The organism is Streptomyces sp. DH10 (assembly GCF_029813805.1).
GTDB lineage: Bacteria > Actinomycetota > Actinomycetes > Streptomycetales > Streptomycetaceae > Streptomyces > Streptomyces coeruleofuscus.
This window is the reverse complement of sequence record NZ_JARVKU010000001.1, coordinates 492240-513752: the sequence shown is the minus strand read 5'-3', so window position 1 is coordinate 513752 and position 21513 is coordinate 492240. Positions and strand designations below refer to the sequence as shown.

18 protein-coding genes are annotated in these 21513 nt (G+C 70.9%); 8 read left to right on the top strand and 10 right to left on the bottom strand.

Going from position 1 to position 21513, the window contains the following annotated elements:
- Positions 1 to 150: 150 nt before the first annotated feature.
- Complete coding sequence (locus tag QC385_RS02185) at positions 151 to 3072, bottom strand: glycosyl hydrolase 115 family protein (protein WP_279539514.1); 2922 nt, start codon at positions 3070 to 3072, stop codon at positions 151 to 153.
- A gap of 566 nt (positions 3073 to 3638) precedes the next feature.
- On the opposite strand from QC385_RS02185, the gene QC385_RS02175 reads away from it, so the two are divergent.
- On the top strand, positions 3639 to 4265 hold the full coding sequence (locus QC385_RS02175; protein ID WP_279539513.1) for a hypothetical protein: 627 nt from the start codon (positions 3639 to 3641) through the stop codon (positions 4263 to 4265).
- A gap of 53 nt (positions 4266 to 4318) precedes the next feature.
- Positions 4319 to 4954 (top strand): chorismate mutase, encoded by a 636-nt coding sequence (locus QC385_RS02170; protein ID WP_279539512.1) that lies wholly within the window; start codon positions 4319 to 4321, stop codon positions 4952 to 4954.
- Here QC385_RS02170 and QC385_RS02165 read toward each other — a convergent pair.
- The gene (locus QC385_RS02165; RefSeq protein WP_279539511.1) at positions 4951 to 5133 is read right to left on the bottom strand and encodes a hypothetical protein; all 183 of its coding nucleotides are present in this window, start codon (positions 5131 to 5133) and stop codon (positions 4951 to 4953) included. The two genes, QC385_RS02170 and QC385_RS02165, sit on opposite strands and share 4 nt — an antisense overlap.
- A 4-nt stretch (positions 5134 to 5137) precedes the next feature.
- Positions 5138 to 6538, bottom strand: coding sequence for an MFS transporter (locus tag QC385_RS02160; protein ID WP_279539510.1), 1401 nt, complete (start codon positions 6536 to 6538; stop codon positions 5138 to 5140).
- Positions 6539 to 6679: 141 nt separating this feature from the next.
- On the opposite strand from QC385_RS02160, the gene QC385_RS02155 reads away from it, so the two are divergent.
- Entirely contained in the window at positions 6680 to 7651 is a 972-nt protein-coding gene (locus QC385_RS02155) for a helix-turn-helix transcriptional regulator (protein WP_279539509.1), read from the top strand.
- A gap of 41 nt (positions 7652 to 7692) precedes the next feature.
- On the opposite strand, the gene QC385_RS02150 is transcribed toward QC385_RS02155, so the two are convergent.
- Complete coding sequence (locus QC385_RS02150; RefSeq protein ID WP_279539508.1) at positions 7693 to 8136, bottom strand: DUF779 domain-containing protein; 444 nt, start codon at positions 8134 to 8136, stop codon at positions 7693 to 7695.
- A gap of 92 nt (positions 8137 to 8228) precedes the next feature.
- Between QC385_RS02150 and QC385_RS02145 the strand changes: the two genes are divergently transcribed.
- Positions 8229 to 8747, top strand: a complete 519-nt coding sequence (locus QC385_RS02145) for a MarR family winged helix-turn-helix transcriptional regulator (RefSeq protein ID WP_443032826.1) — start codon at positions 8229 to 8231, stop codon at positions 8745 to 8747.
- Positions 8748 to 8803: 56 nt separating this feature from the next.
- Here QC385_RS02145 and QC385_RS02140 read toward each other — a convergent pair whose 3' ends face one another.
- Entirely contained in the window at positions 8804 to 10846 is a 2043-nt protein-coding gene (locus QC385_RS02140) for a CocE/NonD family hydrolase (protein ID WP_279539507.1), read from the bottom strand.
- Between the two features lie 45 nt (positions 10847 to 10891).
- Positions 10892 to 12187 carry an ATP-grasp domain-containing protein gene (locus QC385_RS02135; RefSeq protein WP_279539506.1) on the bottom strand — a complete coding sequence of 432 codons (1296 nt, stop codon included), beginning with the start codon at positions 12185 to 12187 and terminating at the stop codon, positions 10892 to 10894.
- Between the two features lie 211 nt (positions 12188 to 12398).
- On the opposite strand from QC385_RS02135, the gene QC385_RS02130 reads away from it, so the two are divergent.
- Positions 12399 to 13304, top strand: coding sequence for an SDR family oxidoreductase (locus QC385_RS02130; RefSeq protein ID WP_279539505.1), 906 nt, complete (start codon positions 12399 to 12401; stop codon positions 13302 to 13304).
- On the opposite strand, the gene QC385_RS02125 is transcribed toward QC385_RS02130, so the two are convergent.
- Together QC385_RS02125 and QC385_RS02120 are read right to left on the bottom strand one after the other, a co-directional pair.
- Complete coding sequence (locus QC385_RS02125; protein WP_279539504.1) at positions 13301 to 15727, bottom strand: SpoIIE family protein phosphatase; 2427 nt, start codon at positions 15725 to 15727, stop codon at positions 13301 to 13303. The genes QC385_RS02130 and QC385_RS02125 overlap by 4 nt on opposite strands.
- Before the next feature lie 135 nt (positions 15728 to 15862).
- Complete coding sequence (locus QC385_RS02120) at positions 15863 to 16483, bottom strand: LysE family translocator (protein WP_279539503.1); 621 nt, start codon at positions 16481 to 16483, stop codon at positions 15863 to 15865.
- A gap of 111 nt (positions 16484 to 16594) precedes the next feature.
- Here QC385_RS02120 and QC385_RS02115 point away from each other — a divergent pair, with 111 nt between their 5' ends.
- Positions 16595 to 17047: an Lrp/AsnC family transcriptional regulator gene (locus QC385_RS02115; RefSeq protein ID WP_279539502.1), complete on the top strand. Its 453-nt coding sequence runs from the start codon at positions 16595 to 16597 to the stop codon at positions 17045 to 17047.
- Between the two features lie 21 nt (positions 17048 to 17068).
- Here the strand turns inward: QC385_RS02115 and QC385_RS02110 are convergent, their stop codons facing one another.
- The gene (locus QC385_RS02110) at positions 17069 to 18019 is read right to left on the bottom strand and encodes a phosphotransferase (protein WP_336621264.1); all 951 of its coding nucleotides are present in this window, start codon (positions 18017 to 18019) and stop codon (positions 17069 to 17071) included.
- Between the two features lie 172 nt (positions 18020 to 18191).
- On the opposite strand from QC385_RS02110, the gene QC385_RS02105 reads away from it, so the two are divergent.
- Both QC385_RS02105 and QC385_RS02100 read left to right on the top strand, forming a co-directional pair.
- Positions 18192 to 19028, top strand: coding sequence for an alpha/beta fold hydrolase (locus QC385_RS02105; RefSeq protein ID WP_279539500.1), 837 nt, complete (start codon positions 18192 to 18194; stop codon positions 19026 to 19028).
- 74 nt (positions 19029 to 19102) lie between these two features.
- Positions 19103 to 19759 (top strand): DUF5701 family protein, encoded by a 657-nt coding sequence (locus QC385_RS02100; protein WP_279539499.1) that lies wholly within the window; start codon positions 19103 to 19105, stop codon positions 19757 to 19759.
- A 92-nt stretch (positions 19760 to 19851) separates the two neighbouring features.
- Here QC385_RS02100 and proP read toward each other — a convergent pair whose 3' ends face one another.
- Entirely contained in the window at positions 19852 to 21348 is a 1497-nt protein-coding gene (proP, locus tag QC385_RS02095) for a glycine betaine/L-proline transporter ProP (RefSeq protein WP_279539498.1), read from the bottom strand.
- Positions 21349 to 21513 lie beyond the last annotated feature (165 nt).

Below are 21513 nucleotides of genomic sequence, written 5' to 3'. Positions count from 1 at the left end.
CGCACGGAAGCACGGAGGGGCGTCGAGCGAATCACGGTTGCTGCGTGTAACCGGCTTTTTTTTGATTTTCCGTGGACGCGGAAATCTGTGTTGCTGTCAGTGCTCCTGAAGAACACCGGCAGTCGCTCCGGGCGACTGCCGGTGACTGGCCTATCGGCCCGGTGCTTCCACGCCTGGTGCGACGGCGGGGCCGGGATTGAAGACGCGGTGGTAGCTCTCCGGTGGCGCCAGACAGCTCGCGGGCAGGCCCCCCGTGTCGATGACGATCTGGTCCACGGCGATCGCGGGATCGGCCATGAACAGCCGCAGCACGTGCTCACCCGGTTCCGTCACGGTCACCGTGGTGGTCAGCTTCTCGACGCCCTCCTCCACGTTGCGGGCCCAGGCGTCCCCCCGGTTGCCGGTGGCGATCGCCTGGCCTGACAGGACCGTCGGCGGCTGGTCGTCGAGGGCGATCGCCAGCCGGCGCTTGCCCCGCTCGTCGAGGGAGGGCAGCCGGAAGACGGTCACCGGGAAGGTGCCGGAGCCGGTGAAGCGCACCCGGTACCGCAGTTCCGGTGACCGGGTGGGGAGGTCCTCGGTGACCGGCGGTGCGGTCGTCGGGACCGCCTCGACGGCGGCCGTACGGCGACCCAGTCCGCGTACGACCCGCCACCGGGCCCCGCCGCGCGCCACCTGACGGTCGAAGTGCGCGGCGTCGATCGACACATAGCCGTGGGCCTCGACGAAACCGCGGGCGCGCTGCCGGGCCCGCTCGCCGTCGTTGACCACCCGCAAGGGCACCTCGGCGGTCGTGCCGGCGCCGGTGAAGGCCAGCACCGGGTGGTGGGTGCCCTCCGGCACTCGCGGCCAGTCGATCTCCACCCATACCCGCGTCTGGTCGGCGAGTTCGCCGCCCGACGTGCTCAGCCGGACCCACGGGTGACTCGGCTCGGCCTGCCACTGGAGGGAGAGGAAACCCGTGTTGAAGACGTCCACGAAGCGGCGGTCGCGGGTGTAGGAGGAGAAGGAGAGCGGCCGGCTCGCTCCCGTTTCGTTGCCCTCCGAGGCCACTCCCAGGCCCGAGGTCTCCTGGCGGGGCACCCGCGTGACGGCCGGACGGCCCGGGGCCTTGGGGATCTGGGAGGGGTAGGGGTTGACGATGCCGTCCCACTTGCCGCCCGCGATCTCCGAGTTGTAGCGGCGGGTGATCGCCTGCTCCTCGGCGTGCGCGGCCTCGGCCAGATCCGCGAAGCGGTTCGTTCCCGCGCCGCGCCCCTGACGGACGGCGAGCGCGTTCCGGTCCGCCCAGTAGTACTTCAGGTTCATCAAGTAGGCGCCGTGCACCGGGTACTCGACCAGTTCGTAGAAGGCGTCGCGGTAGGGCTCGGGCAGCTTCGCGCCCAGCTTCCGCACCCGGTCCAGCAACTGCTCGTAGGCGGACAGCCGGCGTTCGGCCTCGTCCCCGTGGTGCACCGTCGAGAAGATCGCCTTGTCGATGAACTCCGGGCGCCGCTCCGCCGCCAGGCGGTAGTACTCCGTGCGGATGGCGGCGATCTCCGGGCCGTAACGCCGGCCGAACTGGCGCCCCGCCCATTCCACCAGGAAGTCCCCGACGTTCCCCGGGCCCCAGCGGTCCACGTCCCAGGCCATGTCCAGGCAGAAGGACAAGCCGGTCTCGATCGACTTGATGTCACCGACGTTGAAGATCCACATCCGGTCGGCCTGGTGGTCGTGGACCCGCCGCAGCTCCTGCCACACCTTGCTCAACTGCGTGGTGTCCAGCCACAGATAGCTCCTGGGACGGCCCCAGTAGGAGAGGTGGTAGTAGATGCCGTTGCCGCCGGAGCGCCGCCGTTCCGCCTCGTTCGGGAGCTGGCGCATGTTGCCGTGGTTGTCGTCCGGCCAGATCAGCGTGACGTCGTCGGGGACCCGGACGCCCGCGTTGTACAGCTCCAGGACCTCCTTGTACGGGATGAAGATCTGCGGCTCGGCCGCCTTGCCCACCTCCTCGGCCAGGATGCGGCGCTGGTCGTCGATGATGTCGTTCATCACCGCGACCTTCTCCGGGATCGTGGTGGCGTACCTCGTCTCCAGCGCGGAGTCGTGCAGGCCGCGCATGCCGATCGTCCAGCTGCTCTCGTAGCCGGCGTTCTGCCGGGCGCGCGCCCGCCAGTAGTCGGAGATGACGGCCGGGTTCACCGTGTAGTCGTAGAGCGGCGGGGTGCCGTCGGGGTTCCGGTGCTCCTCGGCCCACGGCTCCCACTCGTGCACGCCGTTGCGGAGCATGGCCTCGGGGTGGCTGGAGCCGACCACGATGCCGTAGCGGTCGGCCAGTTCGGGGTTCTCCCGGTGCTTGTTGAAGAAGTCGGAGTACGGGTGCATCGCGGGCCAGAGGTAGTTGGCCTTGAGGCGCAGCAGCAGTTCGAAGACCCGCTCGTAGGTGCGGGGGCCGATGTTCTTGTCCGGCTCCTGGGTGCGGTGGGACCAGGTGGTCAGGTTCTGCTCGTCGTTGATGAAGACGCCGCGGTAGCGGACGGCGGGCTCGTGGCGTACGAAGGGGCCCGCCGGGACCGTCACCGTGGCGCGGGGGACCACCGGCACGTCGGCCCACCAGTACCAGGGCGAGACGCCGATGCGCTCCGAGGTGTCGTAGACGCCGTAGACCGTGCCGCGCCGGTCGCTGCCCGCGATCACCAGGGCGCGGTCCACGCCGGGCAGCGGACGGTCCACGACCTGGGTGACGGACGCCTCCCAGCGGCCCTCGACCCGGGAGACGCCCAGGCGTCCGTGCCGGACGAGCCGGTCGATCACCGGGCTCGCGCCGATCGTGCCCACCACGACCAGGAGTCCGGCCCGCCGGGGCACGGTGTGCAGCAGCCGTGGCCCGACGCCGCCGACCCGCTCCACGTCCGCCACGAGGTCACCGGCCGCGCGGATCACGGCGGGGTCGTCGGCCGCGTCCACGAACACGTCCGTGGGGGTGCCGTTCCGGAGCAGCGGGAAGTCCGGCCGGGCGGAGGGGGCGGCTTCGGCGGTGGCGGTGGGGAGTACGGCGGCGGAGAGCAGGGGGGCGGCGCCGACGGCTGCCATTCCCCGTAAGAACGACTTGCGGGTCCAGGACGGGTGTGACGGGTGCGGCGGTCTGTGGGGCTCGCTGTGCGGCACGGGCACTGCCTTTCCGCGTCAGACCCGCGTCGGTTCCTCGTCCGGGCCGTCGGCGGGGCTGCGCGCACGTGGGATTGGCATGGGCAGGCTAGAAAGCGCTTGCCGTCGCACACTAGGCGAGCCCGCGGGAGGGCGTCCAGAGGTCGGGGAGGCCTCTGCGGCGCGCCTACGCCGCCCCCGCACTGAGGAGCCCCCCAGCAGTGCCGTGCGCGCCGGTAGGCGGTCCAGCAGGACGTGCTCGTGCCGTGCGTGGGCGCCGTCGCCCACCGAGCCCAGGCCGTCGAGGACGGGACGGCCGGGCGCGGAGACGAAGTTGCCGTCGCTCGTTCCGCCGACGGCCGTCTCCCGCAGGGACCACCCCAGCTCCTCCGCCGCCGCACGCCTGCTTGAACCTCGGGCGGGATGTCTGCGGCCCCGGGAGTCGACCAGGGTCGCCAGGGTCCGGCGAGCAACGTGGCGGGGTTGCGCAGGGCGCCGCCCCAGTTGCCCGAGTGGTGGGCGCCCTCGCGCGGGGCCACGCGCAGACGGAAGTTGACGGATCTCACCGTGGGCGGCGGGGACGGCGCCCCGGAGGTGGACTCCGGCTGGGGCGAGCCGGGCCCAGCCCGGCCGAACGCGCCTTCGGCTGGAGCACCCTGGAAGTCCTCACTCTGGCCGCCGGGGATCCCGCCAAGCCCGTCGGCGCCATCCCCGGCACCGCCCACGCCGACGTCCGGCTCCGCTTCGTCGTCGGCACGCCCTGGCGCGACCTCGAACGCGTCGTCCGCGACCACCTCGACGCCCAGGGCCTGTCCATGGTCGACGTCGACGTCCTCCAAGCCGTCCCCGCCACCCGCCTCAGCCCGGACGACCCCTGGGTCCGCTGGGCCGTGGACTCCCTGCGGCACACCACGGGCAAGGAACCGGCCGTCCTGCCGAACCTCGGCGGCACCCTCCCCAACGACGCCTTCGCGGACATCCTCGGCCTGCCCACCGTGCGGGTCCCGCACTCGCACCCCTCATGCTCCGAACACACCCCTGACGAAGACCTGTTGGGATCGGCGGCCCGCGAGGGGCTACGCATCATGGCGGGGTTGTTCCGGGACCTCGGCGAACACCCGCCTGACGCCGATCGGTAGGTTGCGGAACGGCGCCGCGGTCCGGCGCCCCGCCCCCACGGAAGGACACCCCTGTGCGTGCGCAACGTCCAAGGTCCACCCTCACCCTCCTCGGCACCCTGACGACCGCGGCCACCCTGGCGCTCGGGACGGCAGGCCCGGCCACCGCCGCCGAGCGGCCCGCCCCGGTACATCACACGGCTGCCGCGGCGCACGGTCTGACGTCGGACCTGGCGTCGGTGACCGAACTGCTCGCCCAGCGGCTGCTGCTGGCCGACAAGGTCGCCGCCGCCAAGTACGGCACGGACACGCCGATCGACGACCCGGAGCGCGAGGCGCGGATCCTGGACGACGTCCGCACCCGGGCGGCCGGCCTCGGACTCGACCCGGACGCCATGGCCGCTGTGTTCCGGGATCAGATCGAGGCGAACAAGCTGGTGCAGCGCGGCCTGTACGCCCGCTGGGACGCGAACCCCGGCGAGCGCCCCACCGAACGGCCGGACCTGGCCAAGGAGGTCCGCCCTGCCCTCGACCGCATCACCACACGACTGCTGGCCGCGCTCGACGACACGGAACGGGCCCGGACCCTGCCGTCATGCGGTCCCCGCCTGGTCACGGCCGCCGGCTGGTCCGCGTACACCCACCGGCTCGACGGCCTGCACCTGAAGGGGCTCGGGCGGGCGCTGCCGTCGGTGTGCGCCGCGCCTTAGACGCCCCGGCCGGTCTCGCCGGACCGGGCCGGATTCTCCAGTGCCGTGCGCGTGCCCGTCTCGTTGCCGGAGGCGGGCACGGCGCCGCGGAATTCCTTGGCCGGGGATCGCCAGCCGCGTTGACGTCGGTGCTCACGAGCCTTGCGATGAATCATCAGCGGTGTGCCTTCCTGCCGCATGGGTTCACTGGTCGACGTGCTCGGCCGCGGCTTTCGGAAGCGCGAGCATCACGAGCCCCGCCACGAGGTAGAGCACCGCGGTGACGACGAGGACGATCCTGAGCGCGTGACCGTAGTCGGCCGGTCCTGGTGCATCCGCCGTCGATCCGGCGACGGCGGCGAAGAAGACCGTTCCGAGAACGGCGATGCCGATGGCTCCGCCGATCTTGTTGACGGTGGACAGGACGCCGCCCGCCGCGCCCGCATTGCGTCCGGGGATACCGGCGAGCACGACATTGACGAGGATGGGTGCGGCGAGGCCGAGTCCGAGGCCGCCGATGAACAGGCCGAGCGCGAGGAGCCAGAATCCGGGGTCGCTGCCGTCCCTGATGACGGCCAAGAGCACGAGCTGAGATGCCGCGATGGTGAGCGAGCCGGTGATCAGCAGGGCTCTGCCCGCCTTGGCGGCGAGAGCGACGCCGAGTCCTGAGGTGATGATCGAGCCGAGGGCATAGGGCAGGATCACCAATCCGGTCTCCCACGCGGTCCGGCCGGTGCCGAGCTGAAGGTAGACCGACAGGGTGAGGAAGAACGATCCGATACCGCCGAAGAAGAGCACGGATGCGCTCAGGCCGACGGCGAAGGCGCGGATTCTGAGCAGGGCCGGGTCGAAGACGGGTTCGCCCCCACGGCCGGCGAGGCTGCGCTCGTACGCGAGGAAGAGCGTGAGCAGGATGATTCCGGCCGCCAGGAGGGCGTAACTTCCCGCGGTCCATCCCCATGTCTCTGTCTGGATGATCGGCAGCAGGACGAGCAGGATGCCCGAGGCCGCCAGTAGGGCACCCACGAGGTCCAGTCGCGCGGTGGAGGCGGAACGGGACTCCGGCAAGACCCTCGCCCCGACGACGAGGGCGAGGATCGAGATGGGGACGTTGATCCAGAAGATGGTGCGCCACCCCAGACCGAACAGGTCGGCCTCGACGAGGAGTCCGCCCAGCAGTGGGCCTGCGACCGAGGCGAGCCCCTGAACGGCCCCGTAGGCGCCGAATGCCTTGGCGCGCTCTGCCGGGGCGAAGGATGCCCGGATGACGCCGAACACCTGCGGGACCATGATCCCCGCGGTCAGTCCTTGCGCGGCGCGCATGCCGATGAGCATTCCCGGAGTGACGGCAAGCGCACAGAGCGCGGAGGTGACCATGAACCCGACCAGCCCGCTCATGAACAGGCGCTTGCGGCCGAACTGGTCACCGAGCCGTCCGCCAGTGATCAGTCCCGCGCCCAGGGCGAGGGTGTAGGCAGCGATCGTCCATTGGATCTGAGCATCGCCGGCTCCCATGTCGCGGGCAATCGCAGGGGCCGCGACGGTGACGATCGTCGCGTCGACGAGGTCCATGAAGGAGCTGAACAGCACGACCAGGAGCGCCATGTTCGCACCTGCGCCGGAGATGGGTGCTGAGGGAGCGTCGGGGGCACGTGTGCCCTCTCGGGATGTCTGTGGAGCGGTCATGTCGGCCAGGATCACAGTTATAGTTGCCATCGAATGACCGCTTTCCCTGGGGGCGGGACCATGGCTGTGACCTCCGCTCGGACGCTCAGGCTGCTGTCGATCCTCGGTACCGGCGCCACCCTGACCGCCGAGGAACTCGCCGAAAGGCTCGGAGTCTCCCTTAGGACCGTGCGACGCGACATCGACACGCTCAGAGAGCTCGGGTACGAGATCGAGGCCGTGCGCGGGGTGGGCGGAGGCTACCGGCTCGGCCGCGCCACCCGCTTGCCGCCGGTCGTCTTCGACGAGGACCAAGCAGTCGCCGCGGCCGTCGCGCTCCAGACCGTCCCCACGATCCTCTCCGGCATCCGCGAGAACTCGGCACGCGCCCTCGCCACGTTGCAGCAGGCGATGCCCGCCCGCAGCCGCATCCGCACCGAGGCGTTCAGCGTCTCCGCAGCGCGCAACTACTGGGAATTCCCCGCAGCACCCATCGATGCCGAGATCGTCCGCGTCATCGGCGGCGCGATCAACCGACGGCACGTCGTTCGCGTGGACTGCACCGGCGAGGACGAACCGGCGACGCTCACGCTGGAACCGCACGACCTCGTCGTGTGGGCGGCACGGTGGTACCTCGTCGCGTTCGAACCGGACGCGGACCGATGGCGCGCGATGCGCGTCGACCGCCTCGAGCCACGCATGCCCACGGGGAGAACCTTCGACCGCCGCGACGTCCCGCACGGCGACGCGGTCGCATTCGTCATGAGCACGCACGACCGCGGCGACACCCTGGCGGAATGGCCGTGCTGCGGGTCGGCGCTCGTCGCGCTACCCGCGCCCGTTGTCGCCCGGTTCGCCCCCGGTGGGTCGACGGTCGAGCACTACACCGACTCCAGCTGCCGACTCACGCTCGGTGCGTGGTCATGGGCAGGGCTGGCAGGACTGCTCCTGACCTTCGACGCCGACGTCACCGACATCGAACCGGCAGAGCTCAGGCAGGCGTTGCGCTCCCTGCGCACCCGCATCGACGAAGGACTCAGGTGTGCTACGTGAGTTCACTGGGATGTGTCGGGACTGGGGACTGTTGCACGCCTCTAGGCGACCTCTTCCGCCCCGGTCGGCAGTGGCGGTTCCGACTCGATGCGCCGCAGCTCCTCGTCGGTGAGGAGGCGTGAGCGGAGCAGGAAGCGGACGCCTTCCGGGGCCTCCAGGGAGAAGCCGCTGCCACGGCCGGGGACCACGTCCACGGTGAGGTGGGTGTGCGACCAGTACGTGAACTGGTCCGCGCTCATCCAGAACGGGGTGTCCCCGGCCACGTGCCCCAGCAGGACGTCCGCGGCACCGACTCGGAACTCTCCGCGGGGGTAGCACATCGGGGCGCTGCCGTCGCAGCAGCCGCCGGACTGGTGGAACATCACCGGCCCGTGCGTCCCGGTCAGCCGTCGCAGCAGGTCCTCGGCGGCGGGCGTCAGTTCGACACGCCCCGTGCGCGCGGTCGTCGGCAGCACGCCGGGGTCGGGGGCGGGTGAGTCGGTCATGGGGTACCTCCCTGCGGTAGGGGTGCCCAGCCATGGTCGCCCGGAAGTATCCGTCTCGGAAACCCGTCCCAGGACTTCCCGCCGATCTCGGAGTGGGAGGTGCAACCGTCATCCCGCACGCCGCATGTGCCGGCGGCCGTCTCGGAGGCGGGCACGGCGCCCACCTGGCCGGCCGGGCCCGGCAGCACGAGCGTCTGGTGGCCGAGTCGGGAGTGTGCCTGGACAGGGCCGCTGCTACGGTCCTGCTGCACATCGCCGAGGGCGACCCGCTGCGCCCCGGGGTGCTGGCCGCCCGGCTGTCGGTGGAGGCGTCCCACGTCACCCGGCAGCTGCGGCGACTGGAGCGGACCGGCCACGTGACCCGCGTCCCCGACCCGGACGACCGGCGCGCCCAGCGCGTCCAGCTCACGGAAGCCGGCCGGGACGCGGTCCGTCGCATACAGGAGGCCCGCCGCCGTGGCATGGAGATGGCGCTGTCGGCCTGGTCAACCGGGGGGCTGCGGCAGCTCGCCCTGTTCCTCGCCCTGTTCCTCGACGACTTCGTCGCGCACACCGAGAGCCCCGTCGACGGACGTCCGTCGACGGGGCTCTCGCGGGAGGGGGAGAAGTAGTCCCGGTGGCGCCCTCCGCGCCGGGGGAGGGGACCCCTCCCGCTCACCGGGCCCGGCTACAGCAGGTCGCGCGGTACCCGCTCGTTCCAGGTGCGGGAGAACACCCGGCGGTCGGCCTCGTACGCGTCGAGGGTCGCGTCCACGAAGAAGTCCGTGTCGTCGCAGCTCAGCTGGGTCTGCGTCACCACCCGTACGTCCCAGTCGTCCCGCTGGAACCGCATGGTCCACGTGGATTCGCCGCTGACCGAGGTGAAGTCGTCGGCGACCGCCGTGTAGCGCTCGCGGGCGCGGCGCCCCGCCTCCATGTCGATGTCCTCGAAGCGGACCGTGCCCCGGTCCTTCACGATGTCCAGCTCGGACTGGTAGCCGATCAGGTCCCGCTTGACCTCCCAGCGCTCCTCGGAGGGCGTCACCTGGCTCGTGGCGATCGGGGGCGTGCCCTCGGGTTCGCCGAAGGGGGACGCCGGCATTTCGTCCGGTTCCTCCACCGGCCGCACCGGCAGGGTGAGCGTGCTGGAGTGCTCGTGGACGCTCAGCAGGGCGGGCTTCGGTGGCGGCCAGGCCAGCGGCCAGTAGGACGTGGAGAGGGAGAGCCGGATGCGGTGGCCGGGCGGGAACGCCTGGGCCACTCCGTTCAGCGGGACGGTGGCTCGGTAGCGGCGGCCCGGCTCCAGCGGCTCGGGCGACTCCGTGCTGTCGCGGCGGGTGAGGTTCAGGATGCCGTACGAGACACGGGTCGCGGAGCCGTCCGGGCTCACGTCGGACAGCCGCGCGGCCACCATGGCGACCGGTTCGCTGACCGACAGGTCGAGTTCCACGGTCGGCGAGCCGAGGATCTCCACCGGCTCGGTCAGCGGCTCGCTGTCGAAGACGAGGGAACCGCCGTCCTCCTCACGCTGGTCGTACGGCAGGTCCGGGGGCGCGTTGTACGAGGCCCACTTGCCCGCGAACTGGCCCACGGACAGCGGCGACTGCACGGTCATCGCGTCGCCGTCGAGGGCGCTCCCCTCGTCCGCCGCCTCCCGCGGAGGCCCGATCGTGTGCCGGGTGAGCGGATGGACGGCCTGCCGGATGTGCGGGGAGGGCCAGTCCGGCTCGCCGACCCAGCGCCCCGGCCGCTCCTCGTACGCGGTGGACGGCGGCACGCTGTCCTGCATCCACGCTTGCAGCATGGGGCCGTCCATGACGCCGTTGTCGACGCCCTTGAGCCAGTGGTCCCACCACCGTACGAGCTCCTGGAGGTAGCCGATCGCCGGGCCGGGCTCCCCGAGGTGGGGGAACTTGTGCGACCAGGGGCCGATCAGCCCCTTGCGGGGCACGTCCAGGTTGCCGAGCAGCCGCGTCACGGCGTTGGAGTAACCGTCCGCCCAGCCGCTGGAGGCCAGGACCGGGCAGCGCACGCTGCTGTAGTCCTCGCACACCGAGGCGTGCCGCCAGTAGTCGTCCCGGCGCTGGTGGCGCAGCCACTGGAGGACCCAGGGCTCGGTGTGCTCCAGGCGTTCGTGCCACATCTCCCGCCAGCGGTCACCGACCACGGCCGGGTCCGGCGGACAGGTGCCGTAGGCGAACATCGTGCCCGCCTCCGCCAGGTTGTCCGACAGCAGGGCGCCGCCCATGTAGTGCATGTCGTCGGCGTGCCGGTCGTCGGTGAAGGAGGCGATGGCGATGGCCTTCAGGCCCGGGGGCTGACGGGCCGCCACCTGGAGCGCCGCGAACGCGCCCCAGGAGATGCCCATCATGCCCGCGCCGCCGTCGCACCACGGCTGCTCCGTCAGCCAGGCCAGCACCTCCTCCGCGTCCGCCTGCTCCCGCTCCAGGTACTCGTCGCGCAGCACGCCCTCCGAGTCGCCGGTGCCGCGCAGGTCGACGCGGACACAGGCGTAGCCGTGTCCGGCGAGGTACGGGTGGTGGATGGAGTCACGCACCGCCGTCAGGTCGCGCTTGCGGTACGGGATGTACTCCAGCACCGCGGGCACCGGCTCATGGTCCGACGAGGTGGGACGCCAGATGTGCGCGGAGAGCCGGACCCCGTCGGACATCGGGATCGTGACGTGTTCTTCTTCCTTCGTCGCGTACGGCAGGTTGGTCACGTAACGCATGGAACCCACGTGCTCCTTACTGTCGGGGTTCACTCCGGCCGGGCTTCACTCCTGCGGGGGCTCGTCGAAGACGAGGCCCAGTTCGGCCACGCAGTGGTCGAACTTCTCCCGCAGCTCCGCCTCGTCCGCACCGCCGGTGTAGATGTGCGCCAACTCGTAGCTGTAGCTGTCCTGTCCGGGGAGGTCCGAGAGCCGGGTGCCCTCCTCGGGGACCACCTCGATGCGCACGCCCGGCGTCTCCCGCTCGATGCGGGCGATCTCCTCGGGCCCGGGCACCCGGCGCACCACGCCGTCAGTGAACCAGCGGTGGTACCACTTCGCCGCCATCGCGTATTGGCCCTTGCCGTGCGGCATGCGCGGGTCCTCGCCGAGCGCGAGACTGACCATGCAGTGGTGGTTGGGGACGCCGTCGACGTACTGGAACAGCTCCGCGTGCGACTGGGAGTGCCGGGGGTTGATCTCCAGCAGGTTGATCGACTGCGTCTTCGGGTCGTAGAAGTACTCGATGCTGAAGGTGGCCGAGTCCATTCCGATCTGCCGCATCACCCGCTCCGAGACGTCGTGGAGCTCCGCGATGACCGCCGGCGGCAGCGTCGACGGGTACTGGTGGCGCAGGAAGCAGGGGGAGTCCGGGTACTGGATCGAGTCCAGCACTCCGTAGACGGTCACCTCGCCCCGGTGGACGTAGCCCTCGACGGCGACCTGGACACCGGACATCGCCTCCTCCGCCAGACAGACCCGGCCACCGACGCCGTCCATCTCCGGAGGCAGGTCGATGCGTTCGAGGATGTGCTCGAAGGGGCGGCCGATGCGGGAGATGCCGTCGCGGATCTCGGTCACGGCCTTGCGGAACTCCTCTTCGTCATCGACCCCGAAGGCGAGTTCGGACGAGTAGGAGAGCGCGGGCTTGACCCACATCGGGAAGGTCACGTTCTCGGGCGGGCGAGGCGGCTCGGCCGACAGGTCGACCCGGTCGAACCCCGGGTGCCGGTCGGTCGCCTTCTGCTGCTCGAGACGGCTCCAGTACTTGTGCTCGCACTTGACCACCGACTCCAGGCTCGTGCTCCGCGTTCCGTAGCGTTCGCTCAGCATCGGCACGAGGGTGCTGACCGGGAAGTCCCAGTAGCCGACGATCGCGTCGATGCTTCCGTCGAAGGCGTCCAGCACCTCCACGGCCTTGTCGAACAGCGTGGGCAGATGCACCTCGCCGTACTGGAGTTCCTCGATGGTCAGCAGCTGGTGAAAGCGCAGCCGGTCAGCTCCGGGAACCGCCCGCAGCGTCGGCAGATTGGCTTCGTCGAGCCCGATCACGAAGACGTTCTTCACCGTCTCGTCAGACACGGATCTCCTTCCGACAAGAGGCCCTCCGGCCGGGCCTTCCAAGATCGACTGAGTACCCCTTGCGGGTGCGGCCATGCCGGTGGGCGCGACGCCGGCCGGGCGGCAACGGGGAACATGCCTGCCGCCGATGTGGGCACGCGGTGCGGGGAAGAAACGGCGTGACCCCAGGTGAACGGCCGCGCCGTGGACGACACCGGCGAAAGGAAAACCCGTGCAGCCCGAGCAGGAACGGTCCGCACCGCAGGTCGTGTCCGAGCCCGACCCGCCCTACGACTCCGAAAAGCAGCAACGGCCCGGCCTCGAGGCCGACATGCGCACCCAGCCGCGCTACCGGGCGAGCCGCTACCGGGCCAGCGGAAAGCTGGAGGGGAAGGCCGCGCTGATCACCGGCGGCGACTCGGGTATCGGACGGGCGGTGGCGCTGCTGTACGCGCGGGAGGGCGCCGACGTCGCCATCGTCTACCTTCCCGAGGAGCAGGTGGACGCGGAGCGCGTCCGGCGCGAGGTCGAGGACCAAGGCCGGCGCTGCCTGCTGCTACCCGGCGACCTCACCGACCCGGAGTTCTGCCGCGAGGCCGTCGAGCGGACGGCGGCGGAGCTCGGCGGGCTGAACATCCTGGTGAGCAACGCCGCGTACCTCAACAGCAAGCTCGAACTCGACCAGTTGACCGCCGAGGACTTCGACCGGACGTTCAAGACGAACGTCTACGCGTACTTCCACCTGCTCATGGCGGCGCTGCCCCACCTGGAGCCGGGCGACGCCGTCATCGCCACGGCCACCGAAGAGGCGCTCAAGGGCAGTACGACGATGATCGACTACGCGGCGTCCAAGGCCGCGCTGATCACCCTGACCAAGTCCGTCGCCGTGCACCTGGCCAAGCGCGGCGTGCGCGCGAACGTGGTCGCGCCGGGCCCGACCTGGACGCCGCTCAACGAGGCCGACCAGCACATGCCACCGGACGGGCTCGCCCACATCGGCAGCGAGGCTCCGCTCGAACGCGCGGCCCAGCCGGAGGAGATCGCACCGACGTACGTCTACCTCGCCTCGGACGCCGACTCCAGCTACACGGTCGGCGAGGTCATCGCGGTGACCGGCGGCATCGTCGACACGCGCTAGGTGTAGTGATCACCAGCCCCGCCGGCCTGTCCCGGCAGCGGCTGTTCCGCCCAGATGGTCTTGCCCGTGGGGGTCTGGCGGCTGCCCCAGCGTTCGGAGAGCTGGGCGACGAGCAGCAGTCCTCGTCCGCCCTCGTCGAACACGCGGGCCCGGCGCAGGTGGGGTGCGGTGCTGCTGCCGTCGGACACCTCGCAGATGAGGGCCGAGTCGCGGATCAGCCGCAGTTCGATGGGCGCGCCGCCGTACCGCAGCGCGTTGGTGACCAGCTCACTGACGATGAGTTCCGTGGTGAACTCCGCCTCCGCCAGCCCCCAGGCGGCCAGTTGCTCGCCCGCCATCCTGCGGGCCCGGGCCACGGCCGCGGGGTCGGGCGGCAGCTGCCAGGTGCGCACCTTCCCGGCGTCGAGCGCGGCGGTCCGGGCCAGCATCAGCACGATGTCGTCGGCGGGACGGCCGGCCAGCACCGTGCGCAGCACCTGCTCACAGGTCTCCTCCAGCTCCCCGGCAGGGTTGCCCAGCGCCTCGCGGAGCAGGGCGAGCCCGGCCTCCATGTCGTGGTCGGCGGCGTTGATCAGCCCGTCGGTGTAGAGGGCGAGCAGGCTGTTCTCCTCCAGCGGCACTTCGACGGCTTCGAACGGCAGGCCGCCCACACCCAGTGGCGGCCCGGCCGGCAGATCCAGGAACCGTACGGCGCCGTCGGGCGTGACCAGGGCGGGCGGCGGATGCCCGGCCCGGGCCATCGTGCAGCGGCGGGACACCGGGTCGTACACGGCGTACAGGCAGGTGGCGCCGACCTGTCCCGAGGTCTCCGCCGCCCGCCCGCGTGCCTCCGGGCCCTCTTCCCGGTCGATCCGGATGACGAGATCGTCCAGCTGGGTGAGCAGCTCGTCGGGGGCGAGATCGACATCCGCGAGCGTCCGCACCGCGGTCCGCAGCCGGCCCATCGTGGCCGAGGCCTGGATGCCGTGTCCCACCACGTCGCCCACGACCAGGGCGACCCGCGTGCCGGACAGCGGGATCACGTCGAACCAGTCGCCCCCGATGTCCGCTCCGGAACCGGCCGGCAGATAGCGGTAGGCGATCTGCATCGCGGCCAGGTCCGGCGGCCGGTCGGGCAGGAGGCTGCGCTGAAGTGCCAGTGCCGTCCGGCGTTCCCGGGTGTAGCGGCGGGCGTTGTCCACGCTCACCGCCGCCCTGGTGACGATCTCCTCCGCGAGCAGCAGATCGTCCTCGCTGAACGGTTCCGCCGTCCGGTGCCGCAGGAAGTGCACCAGCCCGAGGGTCACCCCACGGGCGCGCAGCGGCACCATCATCACCGAGTGGATCACGTGTCTGGACACCGAATCGGCGCGGGCCGGGGTGGACCTGATCCACTCCCGCAGCCCCGGATCTCCCGACCGGTGCCGCGAGCCCCGGCCGGCGACCAGCGTCCGCACCGGCAGCGTGTCCATGGGGTAGAACGTGGCGTCGCCCGAGGCGATCACCGACTCCGGGCAGCCCTCCAGCACCGACCGCTGCGCGGTGCGCCGCACGGTGACGGGCGCGTCCAGCGGCACCGGTTCCGGTTCGTCGCCCAGGGCGACGGACTCCAGCAGGTCCACGGTGACGAAGTCCGCGAATCCGTTCACGGCCACCTCGGCCAGCTCCTCGGCCGTCCGGGTCACGTCCAGGGTGCTCCCGATCCGCAGGCCGGCGTCGTTGAGCACCGCCAGCCGGCGGCGGGCCCAGTACTGCTCCGTGGTGTCGAACACAGTCGCGGACATGCCCTGCACCGCACCGGTCTCGTCCTTCAGCGGCGCCATGAACATCGACCAGGCATGCGGCCCCGTCTCGCCCGGGGCCTGGCCGTGCTCCTCGTGGAAGACCATCTCGCCGGTGCGCAGGACCTCACGCTGGAGGCGGTCGTACGTGTCGAAGGGCGGCCTGGGCTCGATCTCCCAGAGCGTCAGGCCCTTCATCTCCTCCTCGGACCTGCCCATCACCTGGGTCATCATCTCGTTGGCGGCCACGAGCCGGGCCTCACGGTCGTAGACCGCCACCGGCACGGGGAGCTGCGCGAGTGTGAGATCCCACAGGGTCAGGGCTCCGTGCCCGGCCCGCCTCGCCGTGTGCGCGAGGGCCGTGCCGGTGACGAGCCAGAGCCGCCCGCGGTCCGCGTCCAGCATCGGGGTGCCCTGAAGCCGGACCACGACACGGTCGCCGTCCCGGTGCCACAGCGCGACCTCACCGGCCCAGCGCTGCCCGTCGGCCACGTGACGCTGCGTGGCACCGGGCAGGTCTGCGGCGAGCAGGCGCGCGGCGCCCCGGCCCACGATTTCGCCGGGCTCGTATCCGAGCAGCCGTCGAGCGCCGTCGCTCCACACCGTGATCACCCCACGGGCGTCGACGACGACCGCCAAGTCCTCCGGTACGGGTCCCTGCACGGTGCCTCCGGATGTGGCCCCCTGCCGCTTCCCGGCCATCATCTCAGGGAGGACCGCCGACTACCCCTTCGCGGCTTCCCGCCACCGCCCCCGGGTCCTGACACGCCCTGACGGTCAGTCACCGCGAGGAGCGCGTCATCGGCCGGTCAGGCGCTCCACCAGCAGGAACCCGCCGATGGCGATCATCAGGGCGCCGGAGACACGCGTGACCGCCCGGGCCGCGGCGGGCCTGGTCCGCAGGACGGTGCGGGCCAGGACTGCGACGGCGAGGTAGACGACGGCGCAGGCGGTCATGTGCAGCGTGCCGAGCAGACCGGTCTGCGTGGCGACCGGCCAGCCGCCCGCGGGGTCGATGAACTGCGGGAACAGCGAGAAGTACAGCAGCAGCGCCTTCGGGTTCAGTCCGCTGGTCCCGGCTCCCCTGAGCATGACCCGCAAGCGGGAGGAGCCCGCCTCGTCCTCGGAGACCGTCAGCACGGCGGGCTGCCTCAGTACGCCGCAGCCGAGCCACACCAGGTAGCCGGCCCCGGCCAGGGTCAGCGCGGTGAGCAGGGTCGCCGAGTTCGCCACGATCACCACCAGGCCCGCGACCGCGAGAAGGGTGTATCCCGCGTATCCGGCTACCAGACCGGCGACCGCGGGGACGACCGACCGGCCCCTGACGCCCGCCGTGATCGCATAGGCCCAGTCCGCGCCGGGCGTGAACACCAGCAGCAGATCCACTGCCAGGAATGCCGCCAGCGTCGTCGTGTCCATCGATCGGTCCCTCTCACGTGCCTTGTCGCGAGAGGAAGGCTAGGTCGGATCTGCCCGAAAGTGTTCCCTTCTTTACTCCTTGATCGCGCCATCTGGGGCAGAATCTTCTCCATGGATGCCCTGGACCGGAAAATTCTTACCGAGCTACAGCTCGACGGCCGTCTCACGGTCACCGAGCTGGCCGCCCGGGTGAAACTGAGCGTCTCGCCCTGCCACCGCCGCCTGCGCGACCTCGAACGCGAGGGAGCCATCCGCGGCTACCGGGCCGTCGTGGACCCGGCCGCCGTGGGCCTCGAATTCGAGGCGCTCGTCTTCGTCACCCTGCGCTGGGAGGACGCCGACACCGTCTCCGCGTTCGAAGAGGGCGTGGCCGCGGTGCCGCACGTGCTCCAGGCGCAGCGCCTGTTCGGCGACCCCGACTACCTCCTGCGCGTCGCCACCACCGATCTGGCTGCCTTCCAGCAGCTCTACGACCAGCAGCTCGCCCGGCTGCCCGGCGTCCAGCGCCTGAACTCCACCCTCGTCATGAAACACGTCGTGGACGACCGGCCCCTGCCCGAGTGAGCGGAGCCGGCCGCCTCCCGCTCAGCCCTCCAGGCCACCGGCGAACGGCATCGTCCGCCACTGTTCGACGGCCGGCTGCAACGCGTCCACGAGCATGGGCAGTTGGGGCGCGAGCGCGAGACACGCCACCGCGCGGGACATGCCCACGGCATTGACGACTCGCAGCACCCCCTCGTCCAGCGGCCGCAGACCCCGGCGTTCGGCGGCCGCGTTGTACGCGGCCTCGCATTGGGGACCGAGAGCCGCCAGGTCCCACTCGACCGGTCCGAACGTGGTCAGCTCGAAGTCGGAGTACAGCTCGCCGTCCTTGGCGGAGACGATGTTGGCCGCGGGGGAGTCACCGTGGATCGGCTGGAACTCGATGCCCGGGAACGCCGCCTCGAACCCCGCGCGTGAGCTGATGACGGGTTCCAGGACGTCCCACTCGCGCCGCGCGCGGTCGAGGTCGGCCGGGGCCAGCAGGTCGGGCCGCCCTTCGAGCTCGGCAAGTCCCTCGGAGACGAACCGCGGTTCGGCCGCCGACAGGAACGGCAGCTCACCCGGGTACGAGCGCAGCGCGGCGTGCAGGTCGGCGACCAGGCCGGCGTTGTGCACGTAGTCGGGCTCGACGCTCTGGTCCAGCTCGACGAACTGCCAGAACGTCATCGAGAAACCGTCCCGCTGGACGGGCTCGCGCGGCGCGAGCGGACTCGGCGGAATCACCGGGTGCCCCTGTTCCGCCAGCCACGCCACCACGTCGAGCTCCAGCCGCTGCCGCGCCGCCTGGAACTCAGGGCCGGAGTACGGCGGCAGGACGGTCGGCACCCGCACCACCACGGGCGACGGAGCGAGGTGCACCACGACGGAGAACACGTCGTAGATCACCCTCGCGTCGGTCACCGTGAGCCCCAGATCGCGACCAGCGGCGACGGCCGCGGCGAGAGCCCGGGACTTACGGGCGTCGATCTGATCAGACGTCAAAAAGCCTTCCATGCGGCGATGGTGTCACGCGGTCGCGTCGGTGCGAGGGGTTAACGATCTCCCGACGACTGCTCCTGTGCGCTCCCGGTCAAGAGCCGGTGCGCTCACCGGCAACCGGCCGCACGGCTCCGGGCCTAGCGTTGCCAGGTCCCTCACCAGCCACCCGGAAACGAGGAAGCACCACATGCCGTACATCACCGTGGGCCAGGAGAACTCCACCGCCATAGACCTGTACTACGAGGACCACGGATCCGGTCAGCCTGTCGTCCTCATCCACGGGTTTCCGCTCGACGGCCACTCCTGGGAGCGGCAGACCGCCGTGCTGCTGGACGCCGGCTACCGCGTGATCACCTACGACCGGCGCGGCTTCGGACAGTCCGCCCAGCCGACGACCGGCTACGACTACGACACCTTCGCCGCCGACCTGAACACCGTGATGGAGACCCTCGACCTGCGGGACGCCGTCCTCGTCGGGTTCTCGATGGGCACCGGCGAGGTCGCCCGGTACGTGTCCCGGTACGGCTCCGGCCGGGTGGCCAAGGTCGCCTTCCTCGCCTCGCTGGAGCCCTGCCTGCTCAAGTCCGACGACAACCCGCAGGGGGTCGCCCCGAAGGAGTTCTTCGACGGGATCGTCGCGGCGGTCAAGGCCGACCGCTACGCGTACTACACGGACTTCTACAAGGACTTCTACAACCTCGACGAGAACCTCGGCAGCCGGATCAGCGAGGAGGCCGTCCGCAACAGCTGGAACGTCGCCGCGGGCGGCGGCTTCTTCGCGGCGGCCGCCGCGCCCTCGACCTGGTACACCGACTTCCGGGCCGACATCCCGGCGATCGACGTGCCGGCCCTGATCCTGCACGGCACGGGCGACCGCATCCTCCCCGTGGACGGCACCGCCAGGCCGTTCCACAAGGCTCTCCCGGCCGCCGACTACGTCGAGATCGAGGGCGCCCCGCACGGACTGCTCTGGACCCACGCGGAGGAGGTCAACGCGGCCCTGCTCGCCTTCCTGGAGAAGTGATCCGTCGCGGGAACGTCCCGGCAGAACGGCTCGTTGCACATGAGTTCGTCCACACCACCGACCATGGGAGCATCGTGCCCGACGCCACGCCCGACACGTCCACCGTCCTGCCCGCACTCCCGGCCCTGAGCGCGCAGGCCGAGCGGCTGATCGAACTGGGGGTGCACGAGATCGCCGGGCTGTCCGCCGACGACATCCGTACGTTCGCCGCCGAGACCGACGGCGAGGGCGCCCTGCTGGCCGTGCACCCGGACAGGGCACCCGCCTCCGCCCTCGCGCCGCTGCTGCGCCGCGAGGGCAAACCGGGCTTCGTCGTCCTCGACATGCCCGACGTCGACGAGTTCAGACCCACCGCCGTCGAACTGCCGGACACCGCGCTCTACGTCGTCACCGGCGTCGACCGCGGTGACCACATGGCCAACTGGAGCCCGGACGAGGCGCTGCCCGTCCTCACCAAGGAGGACCGCACGCCGCTGCTGCTCACCGAGGGCATCCACTGGGTGCTCCAGGAGCCGGCGGTCCTGGAGCGCAACCGCTGCTTCATGACCATCGGGTCCCGGCTGCGCAAGCCCAACGGCAGCATGGACGCCCGCACCCCGGCGATCTGGATCAGCAACGGCACCGGGCGCGACGGCCGCGAGCGCCGCAACGCCCCGAAGGTCGGCTGGTGCTGGTGGAACAACCGGCACACCTGGCTGGGCTTCGCCTCCACGACGGGGCGCAGGCCGTAATTGCACCGACCGGGGGCAGCGGCGGGCCGGTACGACCGCCCGCCGCTGCCCCTGCCCTGTGAGGCGAAGGACCGCTGCCGTCCGTCGGACGGTCAGAACCTGGGCCGCGGGGCCTGTGCCTCGACGATCTCCGCGGCCTCGGCCCGCGTCTCGACGGACGGCGGGGAACCGGCCAGGGGCTTGTTGGCGGTCTCCTTCATGCACAGGACGGCGATGACGCCGATGACCGCGGCACCCGTGGAGTAGTAGGCCGGCATGAGGGTCGAGTCGAAGGCGCTGATCAGGGCGGTGATCACCAGGGGAGTCGTACCGCCGAAGATCGACGTGGCCAGGTTGTAGGCGACCGAGAGGGAGCCGTACCGGACGTGGGTGGGAAAGATCGCCGGGAGCGCCGCCGACATCGTGCCGAGCATCGTCACCAGCGAGAGCCCCAGCATCAGCAGGCCCAAGGCGATCAGGACGACACTGCCCTGCCGGATGAGCAGGAAGGACGGCACGGACAGGAAGAGGAACCCGAGCATCCCCGCCATCAGCAGCGGCCTGCGCCCGAAGCGGTCCGACAGCCGTCCGACCTGGTTGATGACGCACATCTGAAGCACCATCACGAGCAGCAGGATCAGCAGCCCGTGGTTGGTCTCGTAACCCAGCTCGTCGGACAGGTACGTCGGCATGTACGACAGCAGCATGTAGTCCGTGATGTTGTACGCCGCGACCAGCGCGAGGCACAGCAGCAGCGGCCGCCAGTACCGGGTGAAGATCTTGCCGAGGTCGGCGGCGGCCGAGGTCTCCACGGCCTCGGCGGCCTCGCTCGCCTTGACCTTGCCGCCCTCCAGCTTCTGGAAGGCGGGCGTCTCGTCCAGCTTCAGCCGCAGGTAGAGGCCGATGAGGCCGAGCGGGGCCGCCGCCAGGAAGGGGATGCGCCAGCCCCACGCCAGCATCTGGTCGTCGCTGAGGAGGGTCTGGAGGACGACGACGAGGCCGGAGGCCCCGACGTAGCCGGCGAGCGTGCCCAGCTCCAGGAAGCTGCCGAAGAAACCGCGCCGCTTGTCGGGCGCGTACTCCGCGATGAACGTCGAGGCGCCCCCGTACTCCCCGCCGGTCGAGAAGCCCTGCACCAGCCGGAAGAAGATCAGCAGGGCCGGGGCCCACAGACCGATGACGGCGTGCGAGGGGACGACGCCGATGGCGAAGGTCCCCACCGCCATCATGATCATGGTGAGGGAGAGGATGCGCTTGCGGCCGACCTTGTCGCCGAGCGGCCCGAACACCATTCCGCCGAGGGGACGCACCAGGAAGGCCACCGCGAACGTCGCGAAGGAGCTGAGCAGTTGGGCGGTGTCGTTCCCCGAGGGGAAGAAGACTTGCCCGATGGTCGAGGCCAGATAGCTGTAGATGCCGAAGTCGTACCACTCCATCGCGTTGCCGAGGGCGGCGGCCTTCGTGGCGCGCTTGACCGCCGCCTCGTCGGTCACGGTGATGTCGCTGCGGCGCAGCTTCGGATGGCGTCGTTTCTCGATCGCCCGGAACAGCACCCGGTGTCGTCTCACGGCTGCGTGATCCACCGACTCGTCGTTGTCGGGCGCCGCCATCACGTCGTTCCTTTCGCCGGTCGTCTGTGCCAACCACAACGCCTGCACAGATCTCGCGCGCTCAAACGATCCCCTTCGCGCGGCACTCGGATGACTACCGAGGGTCATGACCGGTGGTCTCGGCGAGATCGGCGCTGCCCGCCTGCCGGCCGTGGTGTGTCCCTG